The sequence below is a fragment of the Nonomuraea ferruginea genome (assembly GCF_039540635.1).
Classification (GTDB): Bacteria; Actinomycetota; Actinomycetes; order Streptosporangiales; family Streptosporangiaceae; genus Nonomuraea; species Nonomuraea ferruginea.
This window is the reverse complement of record NZ_BAABFD010000008.1, coordinates 246,733-262,591: the sequence shown is the minus strand read 5'-3', so window position 1 is coordinate 262,591 and position 15,859 is coordinate 246,733. Positions and strand designations below refer to the sequence as shown.

16 protein-coding genes are annotated in these 15,859 nt (G+C 71.7%); 6 read left to right on the top strand and 10 right to left on the bottom strand.

Going from position 1 to position 15,859, the window contains the following annotated elements; translation table 11 throughout:
* Positions 1-13 precede the first annotated feature (13 nt).
* The 3 genes from ABD999_RS17700 (at position 14) to ABD999_RS17690 (ending at position 3,144) form a co-directional block, all read left to right on the top strand.
* Complete coding sequence (locus tag ABD999_RS17700; protein WP_148032901.1) at positions 14-607, top strand: copper resistance CopC family protein; 594 nt, start codon at positions 14-16, stop codon at positions 605-607.
* Entirely contained in the window at positions 604-2,574 is a 1,971-nt protein-coding gene (locus ABD999_RS17695) for a bifunctional copper resistance protein CopD/cytochrome c oxidase assembly protein (protein ID WP_271276342.1), read from the top strand. The genes ABD999_RS17700 and ABD999_RS17695 overlap by 4 nt, the downstream gene beginning before the upstream one ends.
* 165 nt (positions 2,575-2,739) lie before the next feature.
* Positions 2,740-3,144: a sensor histidine kinase gene (locus ABD999_RS17690; protein ID WP_148032899.1), complete on the top strand. Its 405-nt coding sequence runs from the start codon at positions 2,740-2,742 to the stop codon at positions 3,142-3,144.
* On the opposite strand, the gene map is transcribed toward ABD999_RS17690, so the two are convergent.
* Positions 3,131-3,979 (bottom strand): type I methionyl aminopeptidase, encoded by an 849-nt coding sequence (gene map, locus ABD999_RS17685; protein WP_148032898.1) that lies wholly within the window; start codon positions 3,977-3,979, stop codon positions 3,131-3,133. The two genes, ABD999_RS17690 and map, sit on opposite strands and share 14 nt — an antisense overlap.
* A gap of 32 nt (positions 3,980-4,011) precedes the next feature.
* Between map and ABD999_RS17680 the strand changes: the two genes are divergently transcribed.
* Positions 4,012-4,188 (top strand): hypothetical protein, encoded by a 177-nt coding sequence (locus ABD999_RS17680; RefSeq protein ID WP_187281273.1) that lies wholly within the window; start codon positions 4,012-4,014, stop codon positions 4,186-4,188.
* 61 nt (positions 4,189-4,249) lie between these two features.
* Entirely contained in the window at positions 4,250-5,332 is a 1,083-nt protein-coding gene (locus tag ABD999_RS17675) for a LacI family DNA-binding transcriptional regulator (RefSeq protein ID WP_148032897.1), read from the top strand.
* Between the two features lie 47 nt (positions 5,333-5,379).
* Here ABD999_RS17675 and ABD999_RS17670 read toward each other — a convergent pair whose 3' ends face one another.
* The 9 genes from ABD999_RS17670 to ABD999_RS17630 all read right to left on the bottom strand — a co-directional run bounded on the left by ABD999_RS17670 (position 5,380) and on the right by ABD999_RS17630 (position 14,793).
* Positions 5,380-5,850, bottom strand: coding sequence for a VOC family protein (locus ABD999_RS17670; protein ID WP_271276341.1), 471 nt, complete (start codon positions 5,848-5,850; stop codon positions 5,380-5,382).
* A gap of 1 nt (position 5,851) precedes the next feature.
* The gene (locus tag ABD999_RS17665; RefSeq protein ID WP_271276340.1) at positions 5,852-7,543 is read right to left on the bottom strand and encodes a hydantoinase B/oxoprolinase family protein; all 1,692 of its coding nucleotides are present in this window, start codon (positions 7,541-7,543) and stop codon (positions 5,852-5,854) included.
* Entirely contained in the window at positions 7,540-9,591 is a 2,052-nt protein-coding gene (locus ABD999_RS17660) for a hydantoinase/oxoprolinase family protein (RefSeq protein ID WP_271276339.1), read from the bottom strand. Before ABD999_RS17660 ends, ABD999_RS17665 begins: the two co-directional genes overlap by 4 nt.
* A 3-nt stretch (positions 9,592-9,594) precedes the next feature.
* Complete coding sequence (locus tag ABD999_RS17655; RefSeq protein WP_271276338.1) at positions 9,595-10,608, bottom strand: substrate-binding domain-containing protein; 1,014 nt, start codon at positions 10,606-10,608, stop codon at positions 9,595-9,597.
* A 57-nt stretch (positions 10,609-10,665) separates the two neighbouring features.
* Positions 10,666-11,715: an ABC transporter permease gene (locus ABD999_RS17650; RefSeq protein WP_271276337.1), complete on the bottom strand. Its 1,050-nt coding sequence runs from the start codon at positions 11,713-11,715 to the stop codon at positions 10,666-10,668.
* Positions 11,712-12,491, bottom strand: coding sequence for an ATP-binding cassette domain-containing protein (locus ABD999_RS17645; protein ID WP_148032891.1), 780 nt, complete (start codon positions 12,489-12,491; stop codon positions 11,712-11,714). Before ABD999_RS17645 ends, ABD999_RS17650 begins: the two co-directional genes overlap by 4 nt.
* Positions 12,488-13,318, bottom strand: a complete 831-nt coding sequence (locus ABD999_RS17640) for a PfkB family carbohydrate kinase (RefSeq protein ID WP_271276336.1) — start codon at positions 13,316-13,318, stop codon at positions 12,488-12,490. The genes ABD999_RS17645 and ABD999_RS17640 overlap by 4 nt, the downstream gene beginning before the upstream one ends.
* 5 nt (positions 13,319-13,323) lie before the next feature.
* Positions 13,324-14,358 carry an SIS domain-containing protein gene (locus ABD999_RS17635; protein WP_148032889.1) on the bottom strand — a complete coding sequence of 345 codons (1,035 nt, stop codon included), beginning with the start codon at positions 14,356-14,358 and terminating at the stop codon, positions 13,324-13,326.
* A gap of 141 nt (positions 14,359-14,499) precedes the next feature.
* On the bottom strand, positions 14,500-14,793 hold the full coding sequence (locus ABD999_RS17630) for a CBU_0592 family membrane protein (RefSeq protein WP_148032888.1): 294 nt from the start codon (positions 14,791-14,793) through the stop codon (positions 14,500-14,502).
* 72 nt (positions 14,794-14,865) lie between these two features.
* Between ABD999_RS17630 and ABD999_RS17625 the strand changes: the two genes are divergently transcribed.
* Entirely contained in the window at positions 14,866-15,825 is a 960-nt protein-coding gene (locus ABD999_RS17625; RefSeq protein WP_271276335.1) for a LysR family transcriptional regulator, read from the top strand.
* Positions 15,826-15,859: the final 34 nt, after the last annotated feature.

Genomic DNA, 15,859 nt, shown 5'->3' with positions numbered 1-15,859 from the left:
CCTTGAAGGCGCCATGAAGAGTTCCCCGCTCGCGGCCCTCACCGCGATCCTCGCCACGCTGCTCGTCCTCGTCACCGCCGGGCCGGCTCTGGCTCACGACGCGCTCAAGAGCAGCGACCCCGCCAAGGACGCCACGGTCGAGTCCGTGGACGAGATCACGCTGGAGTTCACCGGCAAGATCCGCATGCCCTTCGTGAGCGTCCGCGGGCCGGGTGACACCCAGCACCAGGCCGGCGACCCGGAGCTCGACGGGGTGAAGGTGAAGCAGGCGCTGAAGGGCGAGCTGCCCGACGGCGACTACACCATCGCCTACCGGGTCGTCTCGTCCGACGGCCACCCGATCGAGGGCGAGATCCCGTTCACCGTCAAGGGCGCGAGCCCGTCCCCGGCGGAGACTCCTGAGGGGAGCACGGCGCCGACGGCCGAGGCGACCACCGCCGAGCCGGCCCCCACCGCCACCGAGCCGGCCGAGGCCCAGCCCGCCGAGGAGGTGTCCGCCGAGAGCGACGCCGCCACCTTCCCGGTCTGGCTCCTCATCGTGGTCGGCGCGCTCGTCGGCATCGGCATCGGGTTCCTCATGAGCGCCAGGAAGAAGAAGCAGCCGTGACCAGAGCCGCGCGTCTCGCGCTGGCGGCGGCCGGGGCGGCGATCGCCGCCCTCGTGATCGCCATGATCGCCGGAGGCGCGGCGTTCCCCAGGATCATCCTCGGCGTGCCCTCGTCAGGCGTCGTGACGCGCTGGGGGCTGCCGGTCTCCAAGCTGGCCATGGACGTCGCGGGCGTCGCCACGGTCGGCCTGCTGCTGGCCGCCGCCCTGCTGCTGCCCAACGACAAGGGCGTGCTCGGCAAGACCGCGCAGGGCTACCTGCGGGCCGCCTCCTGGACGGGGCTCGCCTGGGCGGGCGCGGCCTTCCTCACCATGGTCTTCAGCGTCTCCGACGTGTGGGCGCGCTCGGTCCCCGAGATCCTCAACCGCAACTTCCTGGTCGGCTTCGCCACCCAGGAGAGCCCCGGCATCGCGCTCACCCTCGTGGTGCTGTTCGGGCTGTCGATCGCGCTGTTCTCCCGCGGCGTCATCACCGCCGGGGCGGCGGCCGGGCTGCTGGTGCTCGCGCTGGTCACGCTCATGCCGCCGGCGCTCACCGGCCACTCCGCCTCCTCGCCCAACCACGGCCTGGCCATCACCTCGGTCACCCTCCACCTGCTGACGCTGGCTCTGTGGGTGGGCGGGCTGGCCGTGCTGGCCCTGCACGCCGCGCTGAAGCGGCCGCAGCTCGACGTGGCGGCCTCCCGCTTCTCGCGGATGGCGCTGTGGGTCTACATCGGCGTGGGGATGTCGGGCGTGTTCAGCACGCTCGCGCGGCTCACGTCGCTGTCCGACCTGTGGACGTCCAGCTACGGCGTGCTCATCGTGGCCAAGACCGTGGCGTTCGTGCTGCTCGGCTACGTCGGCTGGTGGCACCGCCAGCGCACGCTCGTCGACCTCGGCGCGGGCCGCCCGCGCGCGTTCGCCCGGCTCGCGGCCGGCGAGCTCATGCTCATGCTGGCGACGATCGGGCTGGCGGTGGCGCTGTCGCGCACCCCGCCCCCGCCGGTCAGCCTGCCCGCCGACCGCGCCTTCGACCTCCTCGGCCACCCGGTCCCGCCGCCGATCTCGGCCGCGAACATCCTCTCGCTGTGGTGGTTCGACCTGTTCTTCGCGCTGCTGGCCGCGGTCCTGGCCGGGCTGTACGGCGCGGGCGTCGTACGGATGCGGCGGCGCGGCGACGCCTGGCCGTGGGGCCGCACCGCGTCGTGGTTCGCCGGCGTGGCCATCCTGGTCTTCACCACCCAGAGCGGCGTGGCGCGGTACGCCAAGGTCATGTTCGACGTGCACATGATCGAGCACATGACGCTGGCCATGATCGTCCCGATCTTCCTGGTGCTCGGCGCCCCCGTCACGCTCGCGCTGCGCGCGCTCAAGCCCGCCGCCCGGCGCGGCGACCGCGGGCCGCGCGAGTGGCTGATGGCGATCCTGCACAGCGGTTACGCGCGCGTCGTCACCCATCCGGGCATCGCCACCGCGATCTTCATCGCGTCCACCTACGCGCTCTACTTCACGCCGCTGTTCGAGGCCGCCATGGAGGAGCACCTCGGCCACATTCTCATGATCCTCCACTTCCTGGTCAGCGGGTGCCTGTTCTTCTGGGTGGTCATCGGGGTCGACCCCGGCCCTCACCAGCTCCCGTACGTGGGCAGGCTGCTGCTGCTGTTCGTCACCATGCCGTTCCACGCGTTCTTCGGCATCGCGCTGATGATGACCGGCACGCTCATCGCGCCCGGCTGGTACGAACAGCTCGACCGGTCCTGGGGCGGGCCGCTGCTGCAGGAGCAGCAGAACGGCGGCGCGATCGCGTGGGGGTTCGGGGAGATCCCGACCCTCATGGTGCTGCTCGCCATCGCGGTGCAGTGGTACCGCAGCGAGGACCGCAAGGCCCGGCGCGACGACCGGTCCGCCGCGCGTTCCGGCGATCCGGAGCTCACCTCGTACAACGACTATCTGGCCAGGCTCAACGAGCTCGACAAACGCGAGTAGCCGTTCAGGCAGGGCCTGCTATCTTCACCCGGTGTGACGGCGGCACGGCGGGTAGCCTTTCCCGATAGGGGGTGGCGCGAGCCTGCCGTGGGGGGTGGCGCTCCGCGCTTTCGGCGCCGGCGGTGGAGCCGGCGCGCTCGGGCCTCAGGAAGGCGTGGAGCGGTGATGGAAGTGACGCGCATGCGCGGGGGTGAAAGCCTGGCCGAAGCCCTTGAGGGCAACCTGGCCGAATGGTCGCGGCGTACGGGGATCGCGGTGGAGGTGTGGGCGCTGCCCGCGGCCGACGTGCGGCCGCGGGTCGCCAAGGGGGTTCTGGAGGCGCTGGCCGAGGCGCTCGACAACGTGCACAAGCACAGCGAGGCCACGACGGTGTCGATCGCCGTCACGGTGGGCCGCGGCGGTCTGCGTATGACGGTCAGCGACCACGGCAGGGGCTTCGATCTCTCGCGGGCGGGCCGCGGGATCGCCCGCATGCGGGCGGCGCTGGGCGAGGCCGGCGGGTCGCTGTCGGTCAACAGCGTGCCCGGCGAGGGCACCACCGTGACGGGGGTCGTGCCTAAGGCGCGGTGAGGATCTCGCTGCCGGTGGCGGTGACCACGATCGTGTGCTCGAACTGTGCCGTGCGCTTGCGGTCCTTGGTCACCGCGGTCCACTTGTCGGGCCAGATGTCGTAGTCGATCGTGCCCAGCGTCAGCATCGGCTCGATGGTGAACGTCATGCCCTGCACCAGCTCCACCCGGAGCGACGGGTCGTCGTAGTGGGGCACCATCAGGCCGGAGTGGAAGCTGGTGCCGATGCCGTGGCCGGTGAAGTCACGCACCACGCCGTAGCCGAACCGCTTGGCGTACGCCTCGATCACCCGGCCGACCACGTTGAGCTGGCGGCCCGGCGCGACGGCCTTGATAGCGCGCATCATCGCCTCGCGGGTGCGCTCGACCAGCAGCCGCGACTCCTCGTCGACCTCGCCGACCAGGAAGGTGGCGTCGGTGTCGCCGTGGACGCCGCCGATGTAGGCGGTGATGTCGACGTTGACGATGTCGCCGTCGCGCAGCACGGTGTCGTCGGGGATGCCGTGGCAGATCACCTCGTTGATCGAGGTGCACAGCGACTTGGGGTAGCCCTTGTAGCCGAGCGTGCTGGGGTAGGCGCCGTGGTCGACGAGGAACTCGTGGCCGATGCGGTCGAGCTCGTCGGTGGTGACGCCCGGCCGCACGTTCCGGCCGACCTCTTCGAGCGCCTGGGCGGCGATGCGGCCCGCGACCCGCATGCGCTCGATGATCTCGGGGGTCTTCACGTCGGACTCGCCGGTCTTGGGGCGCTTCTTGCCGACGTACTCCGGCCGCTCGATGTGGGCGGGAACCTTTCGCATGGGCGAAATTCGGCCGGGCTGGAGCAGTGTCGTCATGAAACCTGAGTCTACGGGGCAGAATCGACCTCATGACCGATGGCCAGTGGTGGTTCTGCCTCAAGCACATGCGGGTCGAGCCCGACGTGGGCTGCCCCAACAAGGACCGGATGGGCCCGTACGCGACCGAGCAGGAGGCGGCGGGGGCGCTGCAGCGCGCGGCCGAGCGCAACAAGGCGTGGGACGAGGCCGACCAGGACGACGACTGACGGGAGTGCCACGGGTTCCGGCCCGTGGCCTCCGGCTCTCAAGCTGCGATAACGTTCCCTCATGGCCTCATCCGCTCAGCCTCCGACGATCCACGACGTGGCAAGGCTGGCCAAGGTGTCCACCTCCACCGCGAGCCGCGTGCTGGGCAACTACGGCCGGTTCAGCGAGGCGACGCGGAAGCGCGTCCTCGACGCGATAGAGACCCTGGGCTACCGGCCCAACAGCGTGGCCAGGAGCATGGTGACCCGGCGCACCGACACCCTGGGCGTGGTGTGCGCCGACATCAGCAGCCCGTTCTTCTCCGGCGTGGTGCGCGGCATCACCGACGAGGCCAGGAAGTCGGGCTACAGCATCCTGCTGACCAACACCGACGAGGACGTCCGCAGCGAGCGGGAGGCCGTCAACCTGCTGATCGACAAGCAGGTCGACGGCCTGATCGTCGCCACCGCCGACGTCGGCGACGTCGAGCACCTGCGGGCGGTCCGGTCGCACGGCAAGCACGTGGTGCTCTTCGACCGGCCGAGCAGCGCCGTCGGGGCCGACGCGGTCACCGTCGACGACGTCGCGGCCATGCGGGAGGCCGTGACCTACCTCCTGAGCCACGGTCACCGCCGCATCGGCATCCTGACGGAGCTGCGCATCGAGCGCGAGGCCGACTGGGCCACGCTGCTCCGTCCAGGGCTCGACCGCCTGCGCGGGGAGATCAACGCCAGCGCCGCCCGGCTGCTCGGCTACCTGCGCGCCCACCGCGACGCCGGGGTGGAGGTGGACCCGTCGCTGGTCGGCCGGACGGGCGGCTACGACGTCGAGGGCGCGGCCGAGGCCACCCGGCGCCTGCTGGCCTCGCCGGCCCGGCCGACGGCCCTGGTCACCACCGACAACATGATGACGCTCGGCGCCTACCAGGCCGTGCGCGAGCTCGACATCGAGATGCCGCGTGACCTGTCGTTCGTGGGCTTCGACAACCTCGACTGGACCACGCTGGTCCGGCCCGCCCTCACCGTCATCGAGCAGCCGGTGCACGAGATCGGGGCCAGGGCGGCCCGCAAGCTCATCGACCGGCTCAACGGCGACGAGGGCCCGCCCGAGCTCATCGAGCTGCCCACGTCGTTCCTGGTCCGCGAGTCGGTGGCGGCCGTCTGAGAACGTGCGGGGGCCCGGCGGACATCTCCGCCGGGCCCCGCGCGCGGTCAGGCGTGCTCGCCGCCCGCCGCCCAGCTGTCGAAGCCGGGCTTGTTGGCCAGCAGTCCGAGCTCGATCCGCAGGCCGAGGTCGTTGAGCAGGTAGCGGAACCGGACGCTGTCGTCAGGCTCCAGCCCGTCGGCCTCGACGCGGTACCTGCCGGTCGCCAGGAGCCCGGCCGTGGCCTCCTCGATGTCCGCCACCCAGTAGGTGAGGTGGTGCAGCTGCTGCACCCCGCCGGTGGGGGCCCAGACGCTGCCCTCGGCCGACTCGATCATCTTGACGTGGGCGGGCCCGCTCGCGGCGGTGACGAACCGTACCGGACGCTCCTCGCGCGAGCCGTCGGGGAAGCGGACCACGGTGTCCCACTCCAGGATGTCGCTCCACCCGCCGGCCACGGGCGTGGTGGCCGCGACGGCCTCCTCCAGGTCGTCGACCACGATCCCGACGTGCGCCACGCCCAGGAACCCGGCGGCCATGTCAGCGCGTCCTCTCGTAGGCGGCCGCGCCCGCCGCGGTGATCCGGCCGTCCCTGAGGTCGGCCTCGACCAGCTCGGCCGGGCGCTCGGCCGGGTCGCCGTAACCGCCGCCGCCGCCCGCGCGCAGGCTGACGATCTCACCCGGCAGGGCCGAGCCCTGGCCCTTGGAGGGGAGCGCGGTCTCGGTGCCGTCCTCGTGGATCAGCGCCAGCGACGCGGGCATCCCCGGCCGGCCGCCGGTCAGCCCCTGCGGCGCGAACTCCGGCCGGGTCTGCTCGGCCTCCGACAGGAAGCCCAGCGGCTTGCTGGAGATGTTGCGGTAGTCGGCCCGGATGCCGAGCCCGCCCCGGTGACGGCCGGCGCCCCCCGAGTCGGGGATGAGCGCGTACCGCTCCACCCGCAGCTCGTAGGAGGACTCGATCACCTCGGCCGGGATCAGCTGGCAGTTGGCCATGTGCACGTCGAGGGCGTCGGCGCCGTCGTGGTCCACGCAGGCGCCCGCGCCGCCGGCGACGTTGGCCAGCAGGACCACGCCGTCTCCCGACTTGGGGGAGCGGGACTCGCAGATGAGCACCGGCCAGCCCACGAACCACTCCGCGGACGCGCGGTGCGGCGCCGCCGCGGCCAGCGCCCGGGTGACGATGGACGCCAGGCGCTGCGAGGCGAGGTGCCGGTCCCCGACCGCGGCGGGGAACTCGGGGTTGACCGCCGTGCCGCGGGGCGCGTGGAAGGAGACCGGATCCAGCGAGCCCTCGTTGAACGGCACGTCGGAGGGCATCAGGCACTTCACCGCATAGTGCACCACGGAGCGCAGGGTCGAGTCGGGGATGTTCATCCCGCCGCGCATCTGCGGGTCGGAGCCGGTGAAGTCGAAGTGGATCTCCTCGCCCGAGATCACCGCCTTGACCACCATCCTCACCGGGGCGTCGAGGTCGAGCCCGTCGTTGTCCAGGCAGCCCTCCGCCGTGTAGTCGCCGTCCGGAAGCTTGGCGATCTCCGCGCGGGTCCGCCGCACGGTGTAGGCGAACAGCTCCTCGAACGTGTCGAGCAGCAGGCCGGTGCCGAACTTCCCGGCCAGGCCCGCGAACCGGCCGGCGCCGGAGCGGGCCGCCGCGATCTGCGCCCGCAGGTCGCCGTGGTTCTGGGCCGGGTGACGGGTGTTGGCGGTGATGATGTCCAGCAGGCCCCGCTCGGGAACCCCCTTGACCTCCACCTTCAGCGCCGGGAGGAGCACGCCCTCCTCGTACGCCGACTCCGACCGGGCCGCGGCCGTGCCGGGGGTGCGCCCGCCCCAGTCGGCGTGGTGGGCGATGACGCCGGTGAACCCGACGAGCGTCTGAGCGGCGTCGAAGACCGGGACGAAGATGTTGATGTCGTTGGTCTGGCAGGCGCCCAGGTAGGGATGGTTGTTGATGAAGACGTCCCCGGGATGGATGTCCTCACCCCATTTGTCCAGGCAGGCGCGCAGCGCCGGGGCCATGGACGCGAGCAGGCTCGGGATGTCGAGCGCGGCGGCGAGCATCCGCCCCCGGGCGTCGAACAGCGCGCAGGAGTAGTCGCGCATGTCCTTGACCACCACGCTGAGCGCGGTGCGGCGCAGCGCGGTGCCCATCTCCTCGGCGATGGTCTCCAGCGCATGCCGGACGACCTCGGTGGTGATCGGGTCGGCGCCGTTCTCGCGCGGCGTCATCATGCCTCCTCGCCGGGCTTGTCATAGGTGATGACCAGGTTGAGGTCGTCGTCGACCCGGAGCGTGGTGCCGGGGACGACCACCGTGGTGGCCTCCCGCTCCTCGACGATCGCCGGGCCGCGCAGCACGGTGCCCGGCGCCAGCGCGCCGCGCTCGTACACCGGGGTCCGCACCCGGCCGGGGCCCTTGAAGTAGACCTCGCGGTGGCGGGTGGGCTCCCCGCTCGCCTCGTCCGTACGGGCCGGGACGCCGGGGCCGTGGTCCAGGATCCCGTACGCCTCCAGGCCGACGGCCACCAGCTCCACCCGCTCCTCGGGGTTGCTGTGACCGAACTCGAACCGGTGCTGCTCGTGGAAGCGCTTGACCGCGTCCGCCAGCGCGCCGGCGTCGAGTTCCGGGGCGTCGATGAGCACCTCGACGTCGTTGTCCTGCCAGGCGTAGCGGAACCGGGCCAGCCGCACGTGGTCCACGCGCTTGACGCCGGTGCCGGCGAACCGCTCGGCGGCCGTCTCGACCATGCCCTGGTACAGGGCCTCGACGTCCTCCGCCGGCACGTCGCCGACGCCGGCGTCGACCACGCGGGCGAAGGTGTACTTGATGTCGGAGCCGGCCAGCCCGACCGCCGAGAACGTGCCGGGGCTCGGCGGGATCAGCACGCCGCCGACGTCCACCAGGGCGCCGACGCTGAGCGCGTGCATCGGCCCGGCGCCGCCGAACGGCAGCAGGTAGAAGTCGCGCGGGTCGTGGCCGCGGTTGACGCTGACCACGCGGACGCCGCGGGCCATGATCGCGTCGGCCACGTCGAGGATGCCGATGGCCGCGGTGTCGACGTCGACGCCGAGCGGGTCGGCCACGTGCGTCTTCACCGCCCGCCTGGCCGCCTCCACGTCCAGGGGCATCTCGCCGCCGAGGAACGCCGCCGGGTCGATCCGGCCCAGCACCAGGTGCGCGTCCGTGGTGGTGGGACGCGTCCCGCCCCGGCCGTAGCAGGCGGGGCCGGGCATCGCGCCGGCGCTCTCGGGCCCGACGCGCAGCCCGCCGGCCTCGTCGACGCTCGCCAGGGAGCCGCCGCCCGAGCCGATGGTGTGGATGTCGAACTGGGGCACCAGCATGGGCCGCCCCTCGAACACGCTCTCCCGCTCGACCCTGGCCCGGCCCTCGTGGATCAGGCAGATGTCGGTGGAGGTGCCGCCCATGTCGAACGTGATCTGGTTCGGGTACGCCGACTGCCTGGCCACCTGGGTGGCGGCCAGGACCCCGGCGGCGGGTCCCGAGAGCACCATGCGGTGCGCGTTCGCGGCGGCCTCCTCCGCCTTCATCACGCCGCCGTTGGACTGCATGATGAAGGTGGGACAGGTGACCCCGGCCGGCTCCAGACCGCTCAGGATGCCGGACATGTAACGGGCGACCAGGGGCCGCAGCGCGGCGCTCACCACGGTCGTGCAGGCGCGCGGATACTCCTTGATCTCCGGCGCGACCTCGCAGCCGACCGCCACGGAGAGCTCCGGCATCGCCTCCCTGAGCGCCGCGGCGAGCCGCCGCTCGTGCTCCTCGTTGCGGAACCCGAACAGGAAGGTGATGGCGCACGCCTCGACGTCCGCGGCCCGTACCTCCTCGACCAGGCGCGCGATCTCGGCGTCGGTCAGCGGGGTCACCACCTCGCCCAGCCGGTCCACGCGCTCGGTGGCCTCGAAGACGAGGGACCGGGGCACGTACGGGCGGGGCTTGGCGACCCGCAGGTCGAACAGGTCGCCGCGGAGCTGGGTGCCGATCTCCAGCACGTCGCGGAAGCCGCGGGTGACCACCAGCGCGGTGCGGGGCAGCTTGGACTCCAGCAGGGCGTTGGTCGCCACCGTGGAGCCGTGGCTGAACGTGTCCAGCGCCGCGACGTCCACGCCGCGGGTGCGCCGGATCTGGGCGATGCCGTCGAGGATGCCGACCGAGGCGTCATGCGGCGTGCTCGGCACCTTCTCGACGACCCGGCGGCCGTCCTCGTGCAGGACGACGACGTCGGTGAAGGTGCCGCCGACGTCGATTCCCAGCCTGGCCATCGCTCACTTCCCTTCCGGCTTGACGTACAGGTACTGGCTGATCTCGGGGGTGTCGAGGTTGTCCTTGGTCGCCACGACGAAGTCGTAGAGCTTCTCGCCCTGCGGGCGGGTGCCGTCCTTGGTGTACGCGGTCAGCGCCTCGACCGCGTCCTTGCCCATGTCGTACGGCTTCTGCACGACCAGCGCGTCGACCAGGCCCTGGCGCAGCAGGTCGACCTGGTCGGGGGAGGCGTCCACGCCGACGACCTTGATGTCGCCGGTCTTGCCGGCCTGCTGCACCGCCTTGGCCGCGCCGATGGCGGCGTTGGTCCAGGAGGCGAAGACGGCCTTCAGGTCGGGCACCCTGGAGATCAGGGCCGAGGTCTTGGCGACGTTCTCGGAGATGTCGGCGCCGGCGTACTCCTCGCCGCTGTTCTCCAGGCCGGCGTGCTTCTTCAGCTGCTCCTGCCAGCCCTTGAGCCGGATGTCCACGCTCTGGATGCCCGGGATGTAGCCGACGTAGCCCACCTTCCCGGTGCCCGCGAGCAGCTCGTTCACGGTGTCGGCGGCCATCTCGCCGCTGACGACGCCGTCGGACTTGAAGGTCGCCAGCCGGGCGTCCTGGTCCTCCACGTCGGCGTCGACGGTGACGATCGGGATGCCCTGCTCGTTCACCTGCCGCATCGGGGCCGACATCGCCTTGGCGTCGAGGGCCGACATGATGATGCCGTCCGGCTTGGTGGCCGCGATCGACTGCAGCAACTGGGTCTGGGCGGCCACGTCGAGCGTGGTCGGAGCCTGCCAGGAGAATTCGACGCCGAGCTCCGCCGCCTTCTCCTCGGCGCCCTTGGCCAGCGTCAGGTAGTAGGGGTCGAACTGGTCGTTGAGCAGCATGACGACCCGCGGCTTGGCGCCCGCGCCGTCCGCGCCGTCCGTGCCGCCCGCCTTCGCGGCGGTGTCCGGCGCCTCGGTGGCGCACGCGGCCAGGGTCAGCCCGGCCAGTGCCAGTACGGCGACCTTCTTGATATTCCGCAACATGATGGAGTTCCTCTCATTCGCCGGCTCTGGGCCAGGCAGGGGGGTTGAGCCGGGTGTTCAGGTGACGTTCATCGCCCGTCTGCGGTACTGGTCGACGAAGACGGCGAAGATGAGGACGCAGCCGACCGCGACGTTCTGCCAGAACGGCTGCAGGTTCATGATCACGAACCCGCTGGTGAGGGTCGCGGGGATGAAGGCGCCGACGACCGTGCCGGACATCTTGCCGCGGCCGCCCCACAGCGAGGTGCCGCCGATGATGACCGCGGTGATGCTCTGCAGCGCGATGTTCGCGTACCCGGAGACCGACGCGGTGGAGAAGCGCGAGATGTCGATCATCCCGACCAGCCCGGCCAGCAGGCCGACCATGCAGTAGATCGCCAGCAGGTGCCGGTCGACGTTGATGCCGGCCCTGCGGGCCGCCTCGGGGTTGGCGCCGATCGCGTACGTGCGCAGGCCGAACCGGGTACGGGCGAGCACGACCCACAGCAGGCCGGTGACCGCGGCGGCGGTCACGACCGGCCACGGGACGCCGAGCAGGGTGCCCATGCCGAAGGCGTCGGTGAGCGCCTGCGGCACCCCGCTGACGTTCATGCCGCCGGTCCAGACCTGGGCCAGGCCGAGGATGATCGTGCTGGTCGCCAGCGTCACGATGAAGGACGGGATCTTCGACTTCACCACCAGCATGCCGTTGACCAGGCCCCAGGCCGCGCCGGTGACGACACCCGCCCCGACGCCGGCCAGGATCGGCAGCCACAGCTCCGCGCCGCCCTGGGCGGTGCCGGCCAGGCCGGAAGTCAGGCCCAGCATCAGCTTGGCGGCCAGGACCGAGGAGAAGACCACCACCGCACCGACCGACAGGTCGAGCCCGGCCGCGATGAGCAGGAAGGTGACGCCGGCCGAGAGGATCAGCAGCTGGGACCCGGCCAGCGCGATGCTGGTCAGGTTGTAGTTCGAGAAGAACGTCCCGGACGGGGTGACCACCGTGAAGAACACGATGATCGCGACCAGCAGTCCGAAGATCGTCAGATTGGAGAAGCGCTGGCTGGCCAGCAGCCGCGCGGTGAGCGAAGGCCCCGCTTTGACGCCGGGGCTCGTGATCGTGCTCATGTCGTCGGTCCACCCGCTGGAATTCCCGCGCCGGTCATGGCGGCGATGAGGTCGTTGGTCGACAGGGCCGAGATCTCCTCGGTCAGCACGGTCTGGCCCAGGCGCAGCACCGTGACCCGGTCGGCGACCCTGAAGACGTCCGGCATGCTGTGCGAGATGAGCAGCACCGACAGGCCCCGCTCGTCGCGCAGCTGCTCGACCAGCTTGAGCACGAACTCGGTCTGGGAGACGCCGAGCGCCGCGGTGGGCTCGTCGAGCATGATGAGGGCGCTGCCCCACAGCGAGGCGCGGGCCACCGCGACCGCCTGCTTCTGGCCGCCGGACAGCGAGCCGACCTCCGAGGCCAGCGACTGCAGCTTGGCGCCCAGCGTCGACAGCTGCCGTTCGGCCGACCGGTTCATGGCGGCGCGGTCGACGAACCCCAGCCGGCCCAGCAGCCCCGGCTTGAGCACCTCGCGGCCCAGGTACAGGTTCTCGCCGGCGGTCAGCGTGGGCGCGAGCGCCAGGTCCTGGTAGACGGTCTCGATCCCGGCCGCCTGCGCGTCGGCGGGCCTGGCGAAGGTCACCGGGCGGCCGTCGACCGCGATGGTGCCGGAGTCGGGCGACACCGCGCCGGCGATGATCTTCATGAGGGTGGACTTGCCGGCGCCGTTGTCGCCCACCAGGGCGTGCACTTCGCGGGGCCGAACCTGGAGATCGACGCCGCGCAGCGCCTGCACGTGGCCGTAGCTCTTGGTGACGCCGGCCACGTCCAGGACAGGTGGGGGTGCGGTCATCTGGCCGCCTCCTTCCGGGAGTCGCTGATGGCGGTGGGATGGCCGAAAGCACCGAAGTGCTCGCAGACCGCGGCGGCGTACGCGGCCGCCCGCGCGGTCGCGTCCGGCAGGGCGAGCCCGTCGGACAGGCCGCACATGAGCGCGGCGAAGTAGGCGTCGCCCGCGCCCAGCGTGTCGACCGCACGGGCCGGCACGGCGGGCTGGACGACCAGCTCGCCCCGCCGCCAGACGATCGACCCGCGGGTGCCGCGGGTCACCACGACCGTGTCCGGCCCCAGGCCGCGGACCTCCTCGACGAGGCCGAGACACTCGGCCTCGGTGTCGTCGGCCCGGGAGAACATCGCCGCCGTCACGAACGGCAGGACCGGGGCCGCGACGTCGAGGCCCTGGTACGAGAAGTCGTAGGCGACGGCGGTGACCGCGTGCATCTTCGGCACCTCGGAGACCGTGAAGCTGCTGTGCCCGGTGTGGACCCAGTCGCAGCCGGAGAGATAGGCGAGATCCCGGTCCTCGAGCTCGATGCGGGTCACCGGCGGTTGGAACGTTCCGAAGAAGCGGTTGCCCTCGTCGTCGAGCGTGACGTCGGCGAAGGAGTTGGGCTCCGCCCGGTGCCGCACCCGCGTGACGTCGACGTCCTCGGCCAGCAGCGCCTTGAGCACGTGCGCCGCCGCCTCGTCGTCACCGAGGACGCCGAGGTAGCCGGCGGTCGCGCCCAGGCGCCGGGAGTGCACCGCCACGTTGGCCGCGCTGCCTCCCGGATACATCAGACCGGCGTGGAGGTAACGGTCGACGACGTTGTCCCCCACGCCGCACATGCGTGTCGTCATGGGGCTCAGTACTCGACCTTGTGCATGTATCGGCGGATGTCGAGATCGTGACCGGTCAGCGGCTCGAAGTGGTACGCGATGCGGGAGGCCACCGACGCCATGGCGATGTGGGCCACCTTGCCGCGGACCGCCGGGTCGATCCCGGGGAGGGTCAGCTTCGCCGGGTCCACGACGTAGTGTTCGCGGCCGTACCGGGAGAGGAAGGCGTTGACCCGCTCCGAGATCGGCCGCGTCTCGTCCTCGCTCATGAGGTGGATGACCCGCGTGCTGCGCGGGTCCACGATCTCGAACGGGCCGTGGAAGAAGTCGGCGCTGTTGAGGTGGGTGGACTTCTGCCGCTGCATCTCGACCAGGTAGCAGACCGACAGCATGTACGCCAGGCCCAGCAGCCGGCCGGTGCCCAGCACGAAGATGTTGTCGGCGTCGTAGAGCCGCGCCACGGCTTCGGCGGTGGCCCGCTCGGTCTCGTCCACGGCCGCGGCGGTGGCGTCGGGGATGAGGTCGAGGGCCGCCCGCAGCTCGTCCACCCCGTCCTTGAGACCGTGGGCCTCCAGCAGGGAGCAGGACATCTCTTCCAGGAGCTCGTACTTGCCGCCGGTGGCGGTGCTCTCGCTGCCGTAGACGAGGCTGAACTCGGCGGCCCGCGCCAGCTCGTTGTCGGCGTCCCTGGCCACGCTCACGACCAGCGCGCCGGCCTTGGCGGCGGCCTGCGCCGCGGCGACGGTCTCGGGCGTGCCGCCCGAGTGCGAGGAGGCGATCACCAGCGTGCGCCGCCCGGTGCGGCCGAGGTGGGTGAGCGGGAACTCGCCGGCGTTGACGTTCTGCACGCCGAACCCGGTGGCCTTGGCGCCGAGCGACATGGTGGCGGCGACCGACGACGCCCATGACCCGCCGACTCCGGCGAAGAGCACGGTGTCGACGTCACGGCGCACCGCCTCGGCGGCGATCTCCTGAGTGAGCGCGCGCTGGCCCACGGTGGTGCGCAGAGTCGACGCGATGTCCGACGCGATGGGGCGCAGGGGCAGGGCAGGGGAAGGCATACCTATCCTTGAGCTGGTTGTTTTGTCCTAGTTCGACCTTGCGAGAACGTTCCCGCGTTGACGTCAACGCTGCCACCCCCAGGTCAGCGTCGGCCAGAGAAATTCAATAACGTTTGGGTAACCGTCTTGACGTGAGCGGTGTCACTCGTTCAAGGCGGGAGCGGAATCGCCCGTACCGTCAGCGCGTGCCGACCGGGCCAGCCTCATCAGCTTGACCAGTGCGACCACGCCGATGGAGGCCCACACCAGATTCAGCCCCGCCGAGGGCCAGGCGTCGTTGTAGGCGCTGTTGACCATGAGGCCGACCGCGCCGCCCAGGTTGATGAGCTGATAGAGGAGCCCGTCGCCGTGCACCCGGGCGGACGAGACCAGGGCGTAACCGGTCAGGAGCAGGGCGGCGCCGAGCCAGCCGATGGCCTCAAGGAGAAGATCCATCAGGACATTCTGCGGATCCGCCGAGCTGAAGGGCAATCAACGGAAATTGAAGACACGCGTAAGGTCGGCTTCATGGACATCGACCCCCGGCGGTTACGCGTGCTGCGCGAGGTCCACCTGCGCGGCGGCGTCATGCGGGCCGCGGAGGCGCTGCATCTGACCCCCTCGGCGGTCTCCCAGCAGCTCGTGCAACTGGAGCGGGAGGTCGGGCTGGCGCTCGTCGACCGCTCGCAGCGCCGCGTCTCGCTCACCCCCGCCGGGCGGGTCCTCGCCGGATACGCGGAGCGGGTCGAGGAGGAGCTGGCCGAGGCCAGGCGGGAGCTGACCCGCTTCACCGAGCGGCTGGCCGGGCCGGTGCGCATCGCCGCGTTCCCCACGGTGATCCAGCACATCCTGGTGCCGGCCCTGCGCGACCTCGCCGCCCGCCACCCGAGGATCGAGCCCGCCATCCACGAGGTCTTCGGGCCGCCAGCGCTGCAGGAGCTGCGGCTGGGGGAGGCGGACGTGCTCATCACCGAGCAGGACATGAGCCGGCCCGTGCTCGCGCAGCCCTCGCTGGCCACGCGCGCCCTGTTCGTCGACGAATATCGCGTCGTGGTGCCGCCTGACTGGCCGGAGCCGCCCCGGCACGTCTCCGAGCTGGCGGACGTGCCGTGGGTGGCGAGCGAGCCGCACCTCGCCTGTGGGCAGGCGCTCGACCGGCTGGCCGGGCTGCACGGGTTCGAGCCGCGCAAGCTGCACGTCATCACCGATTTCGCGCCGACCCTGGCGCTGGTGGCCGCCGGGCGCGGGGTGGCGATCGTGCCCACGCTGGCGCTGCTGGACGTACGGGAGGGCGAGGTGCTGGTCAGCGACATCCGCGACGTGGGCGCCCGCCGGATCGACGCCGTCACGCGGGTGAGCCGGACCCGTTCGGGCGAACCCGACCCGGTGCAGGCGGTGGTCATCGCCGCCATCGAGCGCGCCACCGCCGAGCTGGAATCCTCGCTCAGCGCCCGCCTCGGCCAGCCCCGCGACGAGGTCCCCGGCTGACCACCGCGGAGCGTGCCCGGCTGGACAGCGGGGC